Source organism: Flavobacterium sp. LC2016-01, assembly GCF_009711135.1.
Taxonomy (GTDB): domain Bacteria; phylum Bacteroidota; class Bacteroidia; order Flavobacteriales; family Flavobacteriaceae; genus Flavobacterium.
Map to the genome: position 1 here is coordinate 284,744 of NZ_WMIC01000002.1, position 16,918 is coordinate 301,661.

Annotated in this window: 15 protein-coding genes and 1 tRNA gene; 3 read left to right on the forward strand and 13 right to left on the reverse strand. The window is 33.1% G+C overall.

Annotation, left to right across the window (positions count from 1 at the left end):
• Position 1 precedes the first annotated feature (1 nt).
• The 6 genes from GKZ88_RS05610 to GKZ88_RS05635 all read right to left on the reverse strand — a co-directional run bounded on the left by GKZ88_RS05610 (position 2) and on the right by GKZ88_RS05635 (position 7,260).
• On the reverse strand, positions 2-451 hold the full coding sequence (locus GKZ88_RS05610) for a thioredoxin family protein (RefSeq protein ID WP_155101409.1): 450 nt from the start codon (positions 449-451) through the stop codon (positions 2-4).
• Between the two features lie 245 nt (positions 452-696).
• Positions 697-1,149, reverse strand: a complete 453-nt coding sequence (locus GKZ88_RS05615) for a thioredoxin family protein (RefSeq protein WP_155101410.1) — start codon at positions 1,147-1,149, stop codon at positions 697-699.
• A gap of 221 nt (positions 1,150-1,370) precedes the next feature.
• Positions 1,371-1,838: a thioredoxin family protein gene (locus GKZ88_RS05620; RefSeq protein ID WP_155101411.1), complete on the reverse strand. Its 468-nt coding sequence runs from the start codon at positions 1,836-1,838 to the stop codon at positions 1,371-1,373.
• Between the two features lie 52 nt (positions 1,839-1,890).
• Positions 1,891-3,375, reverse strand: coding sequence for a peptide MFS transporter (locus GKZ88_RS05625; RefSeq protein ID WP_155101412.1), 1,485 nt, complete (start codon positions 3,373-3,375; stop codon positions 1,891-1,893).
• A 1-nt stretch (position 3,376) separates the two neighbouring features.
• Positions 3,377-5,053, reverse strand: a complete 1,677-nt coding sequence (locus GKZ88_RS05630) for a peptide MFS transporter (protein WP_155101668.1) — start codon at positions 5,051-5,053, stop codon at positions 3,377-3,379.
• A gap of 35 nt (positions 5,054-5,088) precedes the next feature.
• Positions 5,089-7,260, reverse strand: a complete 2,172-nt coding sequence (locus tag GKZ88_RS05635; protein WP_155101413.1) for a S9 family peptidase — start codon at positions 7,258-7,260, stop codon at positions 5,089-5,091.
• A 180-nt stretch (positions 7,261-7,440) separates the two neighbouring features.
• Between GKZ88_RS05635 and GKZ88_RS05640 the strand changes: the two genes are divergently transcribed.
• Positions 7,441-8,754: a hydroxymethylglutaryl-CoA reductase, degradative gene (locus GKZ88_RS05640; RefSeq protein ID WP_155101669.1), complete on the forward strand. Its 1,314-nt coding sequence runs from the start codon at positions 7,441-7,443 to the stop codon at positions 8,752-8,754.
• A gap of 91 nt (positions 8,755-8,845) precedes the next feature.
• Entirely contained in the window at positions 8,846-9,754 is a 909-nt protein-coding gene (locus tag GKZ88_RS05645; RefSeq protein ID WP_155101414.1) for a GYDIA family GHMP kinase, read from the forward strand.
• A gap of 9 nt (positions 9,755-9,763) precedes the next feature.
• Here GKZ88_RS05645 and GKZ88_RS05650 read toward each other — a convergent pair whose 3' ends face one another.
• The 7 genes from GKZ88_RS05650 to GKZ88_RS05680 form a co-directional block, all read right to left on the reverse strand.
• On the reverse strand, positions 9,764-10,201 hold the full coding sequence (locus GKZ88_RS05650; RefSeq protein ID WP_230392466.1) for a hypothetical protein: 438 nt from the start codon (positions 10,199-10,201) through the stop codon (positions 9,764-9,766).
• Between the two features lie 274 nt (positions 10,202-10,475).
• Entirely contained in the window at positions 10,476-12,575 is a 2,100-nt protein-coding gene (locus GKZ88_RS05655; RefSeq protein WP_155101416.1) for a peptidylprolyl isomerase, read from the reverse strand.
• A gap of 108 nt (positions 12,576-12,683) precedes the next feature.
• Positions 12,684-13,943 carry a hemolysin family protein gene (locus GKZ88_RS05660; RefSeq protein ID WP_155101417.1) on the reverse strand — a complete coding sequence of 420 codons (1,260 nt, stop codon included), beginning with the start codon at positions 13,941-13,943 and terminating at the stop codon, positions 12,684-12,686.
• Between the two features lie 2 nt (positions 13,944-13,945).
• On the reverse strand, positions 13,946-14,140 hold the full coding sequence (locus tag GKZ88_RS05665; protein WP_155101418.1) for a hypothetical protein: 195 nt from the start codon (positions 14,138-14,140) through the stop codon (positions 13,946-13,948).
• Between the two features lie 8 nt (positions 14,141-14,148).
• The gene (lptC, locus tag GKZ88_RS05670; RefSeq protein WP_155101419.1) at positions 14,149-14,700 is read right to left on the reverse strand and encodes an LPS export ABC transporter periplasmic protein LptC; all 552 of its coding nucleotides are present in this window, start codon (positions 14,698-14,700) and stop codon (positions 14,149-14,151) included.
• A gap of 50 nt (positions 14,701-14,750) precedes the next feature.
• Complete coding sequence (locus GKZ88_RS05675) at positions 14,751-15,980, reverse strand: hypothetical protein (RefSeq protein ID WP_155101420.1); 1,230 nt, start codon at positions 15,978-15,980, stop codon at positions 14,751-14,753.
• On the reverse strand, positions 15,973-16,707 hold the full coding sequence (locus GKZ88_RS05680; protein ID WP_155101421.1) for a type III pantothenate kinase: 735 nt from the start codon (positions 16,705-16,707) through the stop codon (positions 15,973-15,975). Before GKZ88_RS05680 ends, GKZ88_RS05675 begins: the two co-directional genes overlap by 8 nt.
• 104 nt (positions 16,708-16,811) lie before the next feature.
• Between GKZ88_RS05680 and GKZ88_RS05685 the strand changes: the two genes are divergently transcribed.
• Positions 16,812-16,887, forward strand: a tRNA-Phe gene (locus GKZ88_RS05685).
• The last annotated feature ends 31 nt before the right edge of the window (positions 16,888-16,918 follow it).

Genomic DNA, 16,918 nt, shown 5'->3' on the forward strand with positions numbered 1-16,918 from the left:
TTTATTCTGGATTCATCATAATATTAGCTTCAGTAATCCATGCTTTCGCCGTTATTGGCTTATAGGGCAACCTACCTAGCAAATTGAATGTCGTTTTGGTTTTTCGAACAGTAGCTATAGTCAAGCAGGCTTGTGGCAATTCATCAACGCCAAGTGCCCCTTTCAAACTTACATTTTGTTCTTTTTCTGCATCAGAAATTGTTGTGTCAGATAAATCCAACTTAACTAAAACAACATTGTCACGAGCCCAAACAACAAAATCTGGCGTGTTAAAAATTTCGTTTTGAAGTTTTGTTGGTGCACCCGCAATTGTAAAGAATATAAATAGCGGTCTCTTTTGTTCCATACTTGTTGCAACAGCATCAGTCATAGACGTTTTCCACACTAATCCTTGTGAATGTAGAAAAAACGTACCTAAAAAAAATAGCAGGGTCAGTAATTTTTTAGTCATAATTATTTGGGGTTTGAAGTAGGTTTATTTCGACTAAAGTACTATAATATCCCTCTAAAACCCCAATCATCAAACAAAAAATTGCAAAAAAACTAAAGAAAATCGAATTTGCTAATAAAAAGTTAAATAAATATAAAATTGCAAAAAAATGCTCCCTAATTTTTTAAACTTTTCATCGCAATAAAAAAAAATATCCCCTTTTTATAGTATTAAAAAGGGGATATTTAACTAAAAATAGTCAATTCTTACTCACTTGGATGCAAAATTCCGTTTGACTCTGCAATCCATGCTTTTGCGCCTCCTGGTTTATAGGATATTTTTCCTAGAGCACTAAAAGTAGTTTTGGTTTTTCTAATAGATGCGCTTGCAAAACAAACCTGTGGCAATTCGTCAACACCAAAAGCATTTTTCAGCTTAAGATTTTGTTCTTTATCACCATCCGATGCTGAATCATCAGATAAATCTAGTTTTACCAAAATCACATTGTCACGCGACCAAACGGCAAAATCTGGGGTTTTAAAAATTTCGTTTTGAAGATTTTCTGGTACACCTGAGGCAGTGAAAAGAATTAACATTGGCTTTCTTTGTTCATTACTAAGTGCAATTGCATCAGTCATATTTGTTTTCCAAACAAGATTCTGTGCCTGCATAAAAAATGAACCTAAAAAAAATAGTAGGATAAGTAATTTTTTGGTCATATTATATAGGTATAGGTTAGATAGAGGAACGAAATTAACATAAAATTTTAATTATCCAATTTTAATTAATACAAAAATTAAATAATGTGTTTTTTTAGTAACAAAAAAATAACAAATACACAATTACATTAAAATAACCAATAACTTTTCCTACGAAACAAAAAAAGCTCCTTATGCAAATGAGCATAAGGAGCTTTTAATTTCTCTTTATATTTTAAAGTTTACGACTTCTTCGGATTTACAATTCCGTCTGCAACCGTCAGCCATGCCGATGGTCCTCCCGCAACGTAACCTGTTTGTCCCAAACCTTTAAAGTTTACTTTTCCATCTTTAGATTCAGCACTTGTAAAAAAGATTGTTGGAAATCCTTGTATTCCAAATGCTTGTTGTAATTCATCATTCTGATTTTTAATTTCAGGAGTCTGAGGTGTTCTTCTTGGATAATCCAATTCAACTAGAACAACATTGTCAGTTGCCCATTTTTTAAACTCAGGCGTTTTTAAAACTTCATTCTGCAGGCGAATGCACCATCCGCACCAATCGCTTCCTGTAAAAAACATCAGCATAGGTTTATGCACTGTATTACTCACTGTAATTGCTTCTTTAACATCAGTGTACCATTTAAGTTCCTGCGCTTGAGATGCAAAACCTCCAATTAAGAACAATGTGATTATGTATATTTTTTTCATCTTAGTTTTCTTTGGTACAAATTTAAACAAAAAAAGAATCGCTAAATAAAATCTATTTTACTTCTTGCATTAATTTTTTGATCAGCGGCACAGCAATTATCAAAACAACGCCAGCAACTACCGCATAAATTGCTAATTGATAATAACCATTAGTATAAGCAGTCAATTTTGACATTAAGGTTGTTCCAGTATTTGCTTCTGACATTTTAGCCCCTAATTTTCCAGCGGCAAACTGCCCGAATGCACTTGATAAAAACCATAATCCCATCATCATTCCAAATAATCTTTTTGGAGATAACTTAGTAATTACAGACATTCCGATAGGCCCGATACATAATTCTCCAAGCGTATATAAAAGATATCCTAAAGCAAATACATCTAGAGAACTTAATCCATCTTTATTTACAAAAAATCTCGCAGCATAAAAAATAAAGAATCCAGCAGCCAGTAAAAGGAAGGACAAACCAAACTTAATAATCGTATTTGGCTCAATTTTTCGCTTAGACATATAAATCCATAATAACCCAACTAGTGGACTAAAAATAATAACATATAATGAGTTTATACTATTATTTACCACATTAGGATCGATATTGAAAAACAATAATTTAGTAGATAAATTATCTTTTGCAAACAAGGATAAAGAACCTCCAGATTGCTCTGAGATAGCCATAAACATAAAATACGCAAAAATAAAGATAAATGCTGCCAAAAGCTTAAGTTGCTGCTTTCGCTCTTTAATCATTATTAATTCATATATAAAATATCCTAGTGCCAAAACCCCTATCGTATACATAAAATACTCTGTATAATCAGAATTTATAACCATTATGTAAACAAATGGAATTACCACTATAGAACCAGCATAAACAGAGATTTCGTAAAGACTGCGTTTTTTAGGTGTCTGTTTTTCTAATGGAGAATTTCCTATTGGAGCAAGATGTTTTTTGGTTAGAAGAAAAGTAACCACGCCAATAATCATAACAATAGCTGCAGAAAGGAAGCATAAACTCCAAGAATAATTTTTTCCTAAATAAATAGGAATAGCTCCTCCCAGCATACCGCCAATATTGATTCCGGCATAAAACAATCCATAACCTGCGTCACGGCGTCCATCATTTTCGTGATACAATTCACCAACCATTGACGAAACATTTGGCTTAAAAAAACCAGTTCCAATAATCGAAAGTGTTATTCCGTAATAAAAGAAATCATGCGGATTTGCAGCAATTAGTAAATTACCCAAAATCATAACGATTCCTCCAAAAAGAAGCGACTTTTTAAAACCTAAAATTTTATCGGCAAAAATTCCTCCAATAAAAGTAAAAGCATAAACAAAAGCCTGTACAGCACCATATTGAAGACTTGCCTGCCCATCCAGCAAACCTAATTGGTCTACCATGAAAACCGCTAAAACTCCTCTCATTCCGTAGAAGCAAAAACGCTCCCACATTTCAACCAAAAACAAGTACCACAATTGTTTTGGGTACTTGCCTTTAAAATTTTGAATTTCTTCTAATGTAATTGTCTTTTCCATCTTATCTAACACCGTGCATCATTTTTTTCAATAATGGAGTCAATGCAAATAATATGATTGCCGCAATACCGGTAAGAACAACAAATACCATGAAAAATTCATATAAATTATGGATTTCAAATCCTGCAAAAAAGTGATTATGAGCACTAATTTGATGTTGATCCAAAAGTGCCAATTGCTCTGCAGTTGGTGTAATTTTATTATCTAAGATTCCCTGAAGATCAATTCCTAATTCTTTTGCTTTTGCAAATTTATCACCTGTAGCCGGCAAAATCGAACCTAAAGTTCCGCCTAAAGCATATCCTGATGCATTTGACAAGAAAAACACTCCATATAATAAAGAAGCAAAACGTTTTGGAGATAATTTACCTACCAATGACAAACCAATTGGAGACAAACATAACTCAGCACAAGTATTTAAGAAATATAATAAAATAAGCCATTTTACCAATAACAGTCCAGATGTTCCGATATAAGAAACCTGAGTTGCGATCATAAAGAAACTGATCGAAATTATAACTAAACCAGCAGCTAGTTTTACTGGCGAAATTGGCTCTCTGTCTTTAGCTCTTAATGTGTCCCAAAGTACACTAAAAGGCACTGCCATTATAACTACAAATAATCCATTGAAAATTTGAACCATTGATGGAGGCATTAAAAAACCAAAGAAATGTCTATCTGTTTGATTATCTGCAATAAATGTCAATGAAGAACCAGCCTGCTCAAAAGCCGCCCAGAAGAAAATAATAAAGAAGGAAACAATATAGATTACAATAATTCTGTCTCTTTCAATTTTAGTTAATGAAGTATCAGAAATAATCAATCCTGCCAATGCAAGTCCACTAGAATAAATCAAAGTATAAATCAAATTCTGACCTACTACATAATGAAAAAAGAATCCTAAAGCCACAAATGCAAGTCCAGCAACTACCAAAGCTTTAGCAGAAAAATTAGCTTTTTGCGCTTCACCTTCTTCAAAGTCTGAAGCTTCATTTTTAGAAGGCAAACCTCCTAATGGTCTTCCTTCAGGAGAAACCACATATTTGTTTTTTAAGAAATAGAAAAGGATGGTTCCTAAAAGCATTGCCACAGAAGCCGCCATGAATCCCCATCTAAAAGCATGAATATCTCTAATTCCACCAGCATCTTTAACATCTCCCAACAAAGGACAAATTGATTGTCCTAAAAAAGCTCCAATGTTTATACCCATATAGAAAATAGTAAAAGCACTATCTAATTTTGTCTTTTCTTGTTTTGGATACAAGCTTCCAACCATACTAGAAATATTCGGTTTGAAGAATCCATTACCAAAAACAATAACCCCTAAAGCAGAGTACATAATAATTTTAGCCAAAGGCAAATTACTTTCAAAAATACTTCCGCTGGTGAATAACAACATTTGTCCTGTTGCCATTAATAATCCGCCTAATAAAATACAATTTCTGTTACCTAAAAAACGATCGGCAACAAAACCTCCAAGCATTGGAGTCAAATAACAAAGTCCAAGAAAACCTCCATAAATTAATGACGCTTCCTCTTCCTTCATTAATAATGAGTTCACAAGAAATAAAGTCAATAAAGCTCGCATTCCATAAAAATTGAATCGCTCCCACATCTCCGTCCCAAACAATACCCAAAGTCCTTTTGGATGCGCAGTTTTTACTTTAGTTTCTCCCATATTATTCATTCTTATTTAAGGTTAATATTTTTAGATTATAAATTTTCTTTGATAAAGTTACTCATTTTATTATAAAGCTGAATTCTGGTTTTTCCGCCAGCAATTCCATGGTCTTTATCTGGATAAATTTGAGAATCAAATTGTTTGTTTGCCTGAATCAAAGCTTCCATCATCTGCATTGAATTTTGCACGTGAACATTGTCATCGCCAGAACCGTGAATCAATAAAAATTTACCTTTTAATTTTTCAACATGGTTTATAGGAGAATTTTGATCATATCCACTTGGATTTTCCTGTGGCGTCTGCATGTATCTTTCTGTGTAAACACTGTCATAAAATCTCCAGTTTGTAACCGGCGCAACTGCAATTGCCATTTTGAAAACATCATTTCCTTGGAAAATACAGTTTGAAGCCATAAATCCTCCGTAGCTCCATCCCCAGATACCAATTCTTGATGCATCAACATACGGATAAGAACCAATTACTTTTGCAGCATCAATTTGATCTTCAACCTCATATTTACCTAATTGTAATTGTGTTACTTTTTTGAAATCTGCACCTTTATATCCAGTTCCTCTTCCGTCAACACAAGCTACGATGTAACCTTGCTGAGTAAGCATCATAAACCAGTATTCATTAGAGCTTCCCCATCCGTTTACCACTTGCTGTGATCCTGGACCAGAATATTGAATCATGAAAACTGGATATTTTTTTGAAGCATCAAAATCTTTTGGTTTCATGATCCAAGCGTTCAATTCATTTCCTTTAGCAGTTTTTAAAACAAAAAACTCTTTTGAAGGAAGATTGTATTCTTTTAATTTATCAGATAGAGCTTGATTGTTTTCTATTACCTGAATTTCTTTTCCAGATTTTGCTTCGTTTAAAGTATAAGTAGAAGGCTGAGAAGCACTAGAATAGGTATTAATGAAATATTGGAAATTTGGACTGAACGTCGCTTTATTAGTACCAATTTTATTTGTTAAAGCAACTTTGTTTTTCCCGTCTAATGAAATACGGTAAACTGCTCTGTTGATAGAACCATTTTCTGTAGACTGATAGAAAATAGTTTTAGTTTTTTCGTCGAAACCGTAGTATGAAGTCACTTCCCAATTTCCTTTTGTAACCTGATTTTTAAGTTTTCCGGTTTTATCATAAACATAAATATGATTGAATCCGTCTTTTTCACTTGTCCAGATAAAACTGTTGTCTTTTAGGAAAGTTAAGTTATCTGTAACATCAACATAAGCTTTGTCTTTTTCGTTCAAAACTACTTTTGCAGCAGCTGTAGTTCCGTCAATAAACAATAAATCTAAATTATCCTGGTGACGGTTTAAAACCTGAGCCGATAATACATTATTATCATTTGTCCATTGCATTCTCGCAATATAAAAATCATTGTAGTTTCCTAAATCAACTTTTTTTGAAGTGCTTGCCGCAGCATCAAAAATATGCAATGAAACTGCTGAATTTTTTTCTCCAGCTTTAGGATATTTGAACGTTTCGATTGTTGGATATAAATCTTTGTGGAAAATTGACATTGAAAACTCTGGAACCTGGCTTTCGTCAAAACGGATATAAGCTAATTTTTTACTGTCTTTACTCCAGTCAAATGCCCGCACAAAAGCAAATTCTTCTTCATAAACCCAGTCCGTAATACCATTTATAACTGCATTCTTCTTTCCGTCTGTTGTAACAGCAACCGATTTTTTTGAAGCAACGTCATATATATAAAGGTTATTTTCTTTTGCGTAAGCGATTTTTGTTCCGTCAGGTGAAAAAGTTGGTTCCTGAATTTGAAAATCAACAAGTTTTGTCAACGTTTTTGCTGCAATATCATAAACAAAATAATCTGCAGTAAAAGAGTGGCGGAAAATTTTAGAAGAATGACAAGCAATTAAAATCTTCTTTTCTGAAGCATCAAAAGTGTAGGCGTCAATTCCGTCTGCAAGTTCGTTAAAGCTTTTTGTATCAATTAAGTTGGAAACTTTTTTCAGAGTTGCAAAATCATATAAATCAACCTGCATACTTCTGCTTGCCAGATCGACATTTAAAACAGTATATTGATTGGTATTTTTTAAGGATTGCATCTGGTCCATTCCTTTAGCGCGAAATGTACCTCCAAAAATGTTTTCGACAGTTATTTTCTGCTGTCCAAAAACAACCGCAGTTAAAAATAAAATTACTGCAGTAAATTTACTTGTATTCATTATAATTATTTTAAATATAAAAAGAGCCCAATTTTAGTAAAAAAAATAAACATAATACACATTTTAAGTGTTAAATGTTAAAAAAAATAACGATTGCGTACTTTCATGTCTGAAATAGATTGCAATCAAAACTCTTAAAATAGTATCTTTGTGACCACATTATTATTTAATACACTGAGAATGAACAACGCTGTTGCCGGATTTTCTAAATTATCCAAAAAAGAAAAAATAAACTGGATCGCAAACGAATATTTTTCTACTCCTGAAGAAGCTCTAAATATTATAAGAAATTACTGGAATTCAGACGAAAAGCTTCAGCAGCTTCATGACGAATTTATTGAAAACACAATTACCAATTTATATATTCCGCTTGGAGTTGCTCCTAATTTTTTGATTAATGGGAAATACAAAACCATCCCAATGGCAATTGAAGAAAGTTCTGTTGTTGCCGCAGCATCAAAAGCAGCAAAATTCTGGGCAACACGCGGAGGATTTAAAACAACAATAATCAATACCGAAAAAATTGGCCAGGTTCATTTTACCTTTAATGGAAATGCCGAAAAATTTCAATCTTTTTTTGAAGAAATTAAACCTAAATTTTTCTCTGAAACGCAGAGCATTACTAAAAATATGCAACAGCGAGGCGGCGGAATCTTAGATATTCAATTAAAAGACAAAAGAAATCTGCTTGAAAATTATTTTCAGCTTCATGCTACTTTTGAAACCAAAGACAGCATGGGTGCCAATTTCATCAATTCTTGTCTGGAGCAATTTGCTTCGACTTTAAAAGAGGAATTTCAAAACTCTGATTTATTTTCTGAAGAAGATACACTTCAGGTAATTATGAGTATTTTATCTAATTATGTACCGCATTGCCTTGTAAGAGCTGAAGTTTCTTGCCCAATTGAAGATTTATCAGAAAAGCATATCACAAATCCTCAGGACTTTGCAGAACGTTTTGTTCAGGCCGTTCAAATTGCCGAAGTGGAGCCTTTTAGAGCTGTAACACACAACAAAGGAATTATGAATGGTGTTGATGCTGTAGTTTTAGCAACCGGAAATGACTTTAGAGCTGTCGAAGCCGGGGTTCATGCTTACGCATCAAGAAACGGTCAATACTCAAGTTTGTCACATGCAAAAATCGAAAACGGAATTTTTACTTTCTGGATCGAAATTCCTTTGGCTTTAGGAACTGTAGGCGGTTTAACTTCATTGCATCCGCTGGTAAAATTATGTTTAGAAATTCTTCAAAAACCTTCAGCAACTGAATTAATGGAAATTACAGCAGTTGCCGGCCTTGCACAAAATTTTGCCGCATTGCGTTCTCTTACAACAACTGGAATTCAGGAAGGACATATGAAAATGCACCTTAATAATATCATCAATCAGTTTGAAGCAACAAGTGAAGAGCGCCAGTTAATTAAAACGCATTTCAAAAAAACGGCAGTTTCACACAGCGCTGTAGTTGAGTTTATCGAAAATTTAAGAAAATAATTAGAAGCTAATCCCGCTATCCGTTACAATCTTTTGTGCCGAACCCCGGCACAAAAGGATTTTCACTGCTATCGGGGCTAAAAAATCACGTATGTCAACAACCTTTTACAGTAACGGAAAATTATTCATCTCTGGAGAATATTTAGTTTTAGACGGCGCAGATGCTTTTGCTTTGCCCACTAAATTTGGACAGAATTTAATTATCGAAAATGCAAAAGATAAAAGCATTGATTGGAAAAGCTACGATTATGATAATACGCTTTGGTTTGAAAACACCATTTCATTTGATGAAATCATAAATAACACTGATTCAGAAATTGAAACCGTCAAAACAACGCTGATCAATATTCTTCACGAAGCATATTTATTAAATCCAGATTTCATCAACAATTCAAGAGGATATAAAATCACGACAAACCTGACGTTTCCAAGAAATTGGGGACTAGGAACTTCATCGACTTTGATTAATAATATAGCGCAGTGGACAAAAATTAATGCTTTTACATTGCTGAGAAACAGTTTTGGCGGAAGCGGCTATGACATTGCATGCGCACAAAACGATACTCCAATACTTTATAAAATAGAAAACAACAGCGTTCAGCCCGTAGTTTTCAATCCTGACTTTACCAAAAATATTTTCTTTGTTTATCTAAACAAAAAACAGAACAGCAAAGCCGCAATTCACGCATATAACAAACACAAAGATCAAAATTTAGCTAAAAGTGTTGCAGAGAATAATAAAATCACCAACGCAATTTTGCATTCTAAAACACTAAAAGAATTTGCAAAAGCTATTGAAAAACATGAAAATCATTTAAGCGACATTCTGGAAATTCAAACAATAAAAGAAAAGGCTTTTCCTGATTTTGACGGCACAATTAAAAGTCTTGGGGCGTGGGGAGGCGATTTTGTAATGGTAATATCAAAAGACAATCCGGCTGCCTATTTTCATTCAAAAGGATATGAAACCATTCTTACTTATGAAGAAATGATTTTATAAAAACTTCTGTTAGAAATTCACTTTTTTATCCTCAGCAGGTTCTGATTGCAGATGACGAACCTTTTGATTCTCTAATTCATTAGATTCAATAAGCGTATTGTGGAGACGCTCTGCCATTTTTTCTATACTATTATTAATAGAATCATAGACAAGTTCCATTCTGCGATGTTTTTCTTCTTTTACCGCTTTTAAAACATCTTCAACAAAACCCTTGTCATATTTTTCAGCAACAGAATCACGAGTATTCGTTAATCTGATCACATAATCGTTACTTAAGATCGTAACCTTAAAATGCTGTTCTTCGTTGCTTAAATAGTATTTACCGCCTAATTCATCAACATTGATGTCGGTACTGCTTACTTTTAAAAGCTCAATGATTATTCCATAAATATGATTCTCAATTTTGGAATAAACCCGTGGCTTTCTCCGAAAAAGATTAAACGCCAAAAACATTAAACATCTGATTATTAAAGTACTTATCCATTTTTTCTCTCGCTATTTTTTAAATACTATACAGACAAAATTTATTCTGTTTAAATAAAAATTTCGACAAATTAACTGTAATAATTTTAATAACCCAAATTTTTTAAATTATATTTCTATTATTCCTATATAATTTACAAAAACAGGGTGATATATATTACAAATTTCAAAAATGATTAAACAAAAAACCCGAAACATTTAAAACGTTTCGGGCTTGTATTTTTATTTAATTACTAAACTAGTAGTTGAACTGTAGTCTGTTATCTTCAATTTTAGCATTGTTTTTCAAAGCTGGCAACACTCTGTTTGCATCAGATGCACTTTGAGATTTTAACTTAGCAACATATTCTGCATGGTTTGCAATTGCAGGAGCTTTAACTGTGCTAACGTTTTTCACTACGTAAACTCCAGTATTTCCTTCAATTGGTGCAGAAACTTTATTTGCAGCTAAAGCAAATGCATTTCCAACAACTTTAGGCTCTTGTCCAACTCCACCTGGCAACACTGGGTTATCCATAGTAACGTTAGTCGCTTGCTGAACCGCTACACCAGCACTCTTAGCAACAGCTTCGATGCTAGATCCTGTCATTTTAGCTTTTAAAATTTCAGCTTTTTTCTTGTTTTTCAAAATTGGCTCTACATAAGGTCTTGCCAAAGTTACAGACACTAAACCTGATTTGTTTTCGCTTTTGTATTGAGCAATTACGTGACCAATATTAGCTAATTCAAAACGTTTTACATCTCCAATGTTTGTTTCTTTGTCAAATGCCCATCTGATGATGTTTCTTTGGTTTCCTAATGGACCAAATGCTTCATCCATAGCTTTTGCAGTTACTGGAGCAGCAACTTTTAAACCTAATTCTTTTGCAGTTGCATTGAAATCTTTATCAGCAGCGTCCATTTCAAATTTAGTTGCTAATGTAAATACTTTATCAGAAGTAGCTTCAGATGGCTCGATTTTTTGAGCAATTGTAGCTAAACGAATTCCGTCTTGTTTGTCTGTAATTTTAATAATATGGAAACCGAATGGAGTTTCAACCAATCCAACTTTACCAATTCCGTTATTGAATACAAAATCATTGAAAGGTTTTACCATTTGGCCTTGACCAAAATATCCTAAATCACCACCTTGCTGTGCAGATGAATCATCAGAGCTTGTGAAAGCAAGCATCATGAAACTATCTGGATTAGCCTGAACTTGAGCTAAGATCTCTTCAGCTTTAGCTTTAGCTTCTTCTTTAGTTCTTTTCTCTTTTTGGTTTGGAGTTTGAGAACCTTCATAACCAATTAAGATATGACTCGCTTTTGCGTTAACACCAGCTTTAAATCCTAAAGATTTAGAAACAGCGTAATATTTCCCGTAAACATATGGTCCGTAAATTGCTCCCGCAGGCAAGCTGAATAATTTATCAGCATCAACAGCTGGCAATGCATTTTTAGGAACATAAGTAGAATCGTAAGGAACATCAGAATTTGAGTTTACAAATTCTGCAATGTTTGTTGCGTTTCTAAAACCTGGTACCGAATCAGTTTGTTTTGTTACTTCATTATATTTTGTACCACCTTTTAAAAGTGCAGTGATTTTAGCTTTGATTTCAGCTTCATCTTCTTTAGAAGCTTTGTCTTCAACTAAAACATATTGAATTTCACGAGTTTCATCCGCTTTGAATTTTTTCTCGTTTTTCTTCATATAATCTACGATATCAGCATCAGAGATTTTTACGTCACTGTCTTTAATAGAAGAATATAATGCTGCAGCATAACTAAAGTTTACTTTGTTAGCTTCCATTTCATATTTCAACTTTCCTTCACTAGCAGTAGTATAAAGTCCAGATTTGATTAACGTATTGTAGATTTGGAATTTTGCATTTAATTCTGCATCCTTTTCTTTAGCAGAAATATATTGAGCTGCTTCAGGATTAGTTTTAAAGTAATCTTTGAATTTTACAACATCAAACATACCTGCTGCATTCAAAAACATTGGGTTTTTACCAATATTTGGATCTGATTTTAAAACCTCAATTAAATGTTTTTCACCTACTCTCAATCCTAATTTATCAAATTGAGAAGATAATAAAGCGATTGAAACTTCTTGATCCCAAACTCTGTTTGCAGCTTCAGTGGAAGTAATTCCTTGACCACTTTTTTCAACATTACTAACTTTAACTCTAAAGTCTTCAAATGAAATATCTTTTCCGTCGATGCTTCCCACATCTTTTGAACTTTGACTAAATGTTCCTTTATTAAATAGATCTTGTATTATAAATGCAAATAATGCAAGTGCAATAACTCCTATCAATAAAGCGGAACGCTGTCTAATTTTTGCTAAAACTGCCATTTTTATTATCGTTAATTTTATATTCAGTTTGCGAAAATACAATTATCTAGTTAATAACAATACAACTAGCGTTTTATTTTCAACAATTTTTTTAATTATTAAAAAAAATCAGTCTTTTATGGTCATTTTCACCAATTCGATTTTCTTATTTGTTGCCTCTTCTATCACAAAATGATAGTTATCGATTACAATATTCTCTCCTTTTTGCGGAATTTTCTTAGTTGAATTCACAATAAATCCACCTAAGGTCCCATATGAGTCTTCTTCTGGAATTTCTAATTTATAGGTTTCATTTAAATATTCAACATCTAAACGAGCCGAAAACAAGTAACTGCCTTCTCCTAATTCCTGTTCCAAAAGCTCTTCATCAAGATCATGTTCGTCTTCAATTTCTCCAAAAAGCTCCTCCACAATATCTTCTATGGTAATAATTCCAGAAGTTCCGCCATATTCATCTAATACAACGGCAACGTTTTTTCTTTTTTTGATCAGAAGATCCAAAGCATCTTTAATCAAAATTGTTTCTGGAACAAACTCCACGGTCATTAAAACAGATTTAATTGTTTTGGGTTTTTTAAACAAATCAAAAGAATGGACATATCCCACAATATCATCAAGAGAATTTTGACTGACAACAATCTTAGAGTACCCCGTTTCAATAAAAAGTGCTTTTAAATCTGAAACACTTTCAAACAGATCGATATCGACAATTTCTGTACGAGGCGTCATGATATCACGCGCTTTTACACCTGAAAACTCCAATGCATTCTGAAAAATCTGTATTTCAGAATCTACTTCTTCATCATCTTCCACAGAATTCATCTGCTCAGTAATATAATTCCCTAACTCTACTTTACTAAAGTACAACTGTACCTGATCGCCTTCGGTCTTAAAAAATTTCTTTAAAACAAAGTCCGAAATCCAGATAAAAAAAGTCGAAATATAATAAAACAGCTTGTAGAAAACATAAGCTGGAACTGCGAAAAACTTGATTAAAGAATTGGCATAAATTTGAAAAAATACTTTCGGAAGAAATTCGGCTGTTATTAAAACAATAAAAGTCGAAAGCACAGTTTGAACAAGCAGACTTGTCAAAGCAGAAAATTGAAATCCTAAACTAACAAAACATTGAAGAATTAAATCTCCCATGTAAAATCCATAAATTACCAGCGCAACATTATTGCCAATAAGCATTGCCGCAATAAATTTTGACGGATTCTGAGTTAGTCTGGTTAAGATTCTTGACAAAAAGTTATCTTGCTTTTTCTCGATTTCAAGATAAATTTTATTAGAGGAAATAAAGGCTATTTCCATTCCCGAAAAAAAGGCTGATAGTATTAAACATAATATTATAATACTAATTTCCATTTTTACTGTTTTTTATAATGATCGTAAAATTTCTTATTATATTTTCTTCTGAAGAAAAACATAAAAACACTTACCGCCGCAATCGCAAAACTTAACCACGGACTAGCAACAGGATCATTTAATTTAGTAATTCCGTCATAAATAAAAGCAGCGGCAACTACTAGGTAAAGGTATTGTGTAAATTTTGATAAACCCATAATAATTTTTATTCGTTTGATTCAATTTCACCGCTTATTCGCTGCGAATTAATCATTTTAAAATCTTTGCTAAAATCTATTCCCTGCCCATTTGATACTCCTTTTGCATCTGTAAGCTTAAATTTTCTTTCTGTATAAAACCACTCGTTTTTCTGGTCAAAATATAACTGCTCTGTCTCTAGCATCTGACCTGTTTCTGAAGTGATTTTTACTTTTCCCTGCAAATCTATTATTCCAGTCTCTTTATAAGAAACCGCATAATTTGATCTGATAAAAGTACGCTTTTGTTTTTTATCATATAAAGTCACATCAATTCCTTTTGGGAAATCTGTGAAAGGAAATTCAAGATTAGAATAATCCAACATTTTAGGACTAATCAAAACACCCGTTATACGGCCAGAATCAGTATATTTTATGTTAACAGTATCCGCGTCACTTCCTGGAACAAATTCGGCAAAATTGCTTCGCTGTACTTCTTTAAAGTTACTTTCGCACCCAAAAAACAGTGTCACAGCAAGAACTGTGACAGCGGTTATTGTATATCTTTTTGGTAAATTCATTTGCCAAAAGTAGTAAATTGTAATGAGGTTCTAAAAATATAACTGAGGTATTACTCGATTTTACGTTGTCTAAACCATTTGTCATTGAAAGAGAAACTTGCACTGAAGTTTAAGTAATTCTCCTGAATCAACCCTGCAGAAGTTGTTCCTCTTTTACCAAATTCAATCCCAACGTTCACATTTGAAAAAGAACCTGTAATAGGGAAACCTGCGCCTAGAGTCATTCCTACATCGTTGATTGACTGGTTATTAATCACCAATCCGATTTTTTCATATTTCAAACCAGCTCTGTAAGTAACTCTGCTGAAATAATTTGTAAATGAAGTATAATTAGGAATATAATACCCTCCAAGAGCATATTTTGTATATTTTTCATAACGGACATCATCGCTTGAATTGTAATAATTCTGAAATTGTCCTGCACCTTGAAATGCCAATGTAGTACCAACAAGCCATTTTCTAGGTATACCAACACCCCCGCCAATTGTCACTTTATTACCCATTTTTAATTTTGCTGAAACTGGATCAGATGTAATAGGATCTGGATCGTCAGTTACCGAAATTACTCTTGTATTGTCAGCATTTAATGTACTTGCAAATGTGTAATTTAAACTAGTAAACAACATCATTTTTTTATAGATCTTAGTCTGATACATTGTTCCGATATTAAAATTAACACCAGACAGTTCCGATTTATTTGTTTCTGTCGTTGCATTTGAAACACCTGTAATTGCCTCTAGACTTGTTGTAGTAATTGATCCAAAGTTGTATTGCATATCAGCTCCAATATTCCAATTTGGCTTAATTTTATAACCTAAACCAATGAACACCTTATTAACACCGCCTTTACCTTGAAATTGGCTGTTTGTTGCTCCTTCTGTATCTGTATTATCGTTTAAGATTTTGTATCCAACTGAAGTTAACGGAACCAAACCAAAAGCTGCACCTAATTTTCCCATTGGAATTCCTACCAATAAATAATCAAAAGTTGCTCGCTGTGCTTTTTCAGAATGATCAGAATTTTTTAATGTAGAAGTACCAAAACTTCCTCCAACTGTAAATGTAGTTTGTCTTAAACTAGCATAACTTGAAGGATTATCAACATTCAAGTGAATACTATCTTGTTCTATTGAAACCCCAGCCATAGATCTGTTTTCTAGAGTACCTTTAAATCTTGCATCTCCAATTCCGTAAAAAGAATATGGCGAAGCTGTACCTTGCTGAGCAAATGAAACGAACGAGATAAGTAAACAAGCACTTATTATAATTTTTTTAATCATTGTCGATTTTATATTGAAATGTTTGGTTCAAACTTTCTAATAGGAAATTTGAATTGGCAAATATGGTATTTTTTAATCGTTTAGCCAAAAATTCTGCATCACCTCCCGTTAAAATTATTATAAAATTTGCAAACGCCGCCCGATATTCATCGATAAAACCGTCGATCTCATAGACGAAGCCATTAACAACTCCTGAATGAATAGCTTCTGCAGTAGAATTTCCTACATATGATTCTGGTTCTTGAAAAGTCAGCAAAGGCAGTTTAGCCGTGAATTGATGCAGCGATTCATATCGTAATCTAAGTCCCGGTGAGATTGCTCCACCCAGATAATTATCATTTTCGTCGATAAAATCGTAGGTAATACAAGTTCCAGCGTCAATTACTAATCTGTTTTTTTTAGGAAATTTCAGAGTTGCACCAGCTGCCAAAATCATTCGGTCAATTCCTAAAGTTTTTGGAGTTGCATATTTATTATGAAAAGGAAAAATATCTTCATGAGTAAAAAAATGAATATTTAATCGATTTTCGAAGATTAAAAAAGACTGTTTTTCTATACTTCCGACAGAAGCAACAACCAAATCGGAGCAATTTTGAAATTTTTCTAATATTTCTTTAATTTTTTTTTCGAGTTCATTTTTCTCAAAAACAAAATTCTCCAAAGCAGTATTTCCCTCAAAGACAGACGCTTTAATTCTTGTATTCCCAATATCTACAGTTAAAATCATATCTATTTTATTACCATTGCGAAGATACGAATTGATTTTTTTAAAAAAATGTTTTGGATAAACGAAAAATGATTCTATCTTTGCACCCGCATTGAGCACAAGACGGTACCTTAGCTCAGATGGTAGAGCAATGGACTGAAAATCCATGTGTCCCTGGTTCGATCCCTGGAGGTACCACCAAAACCCGAATAGCAATATTCGGGTTTTTTGT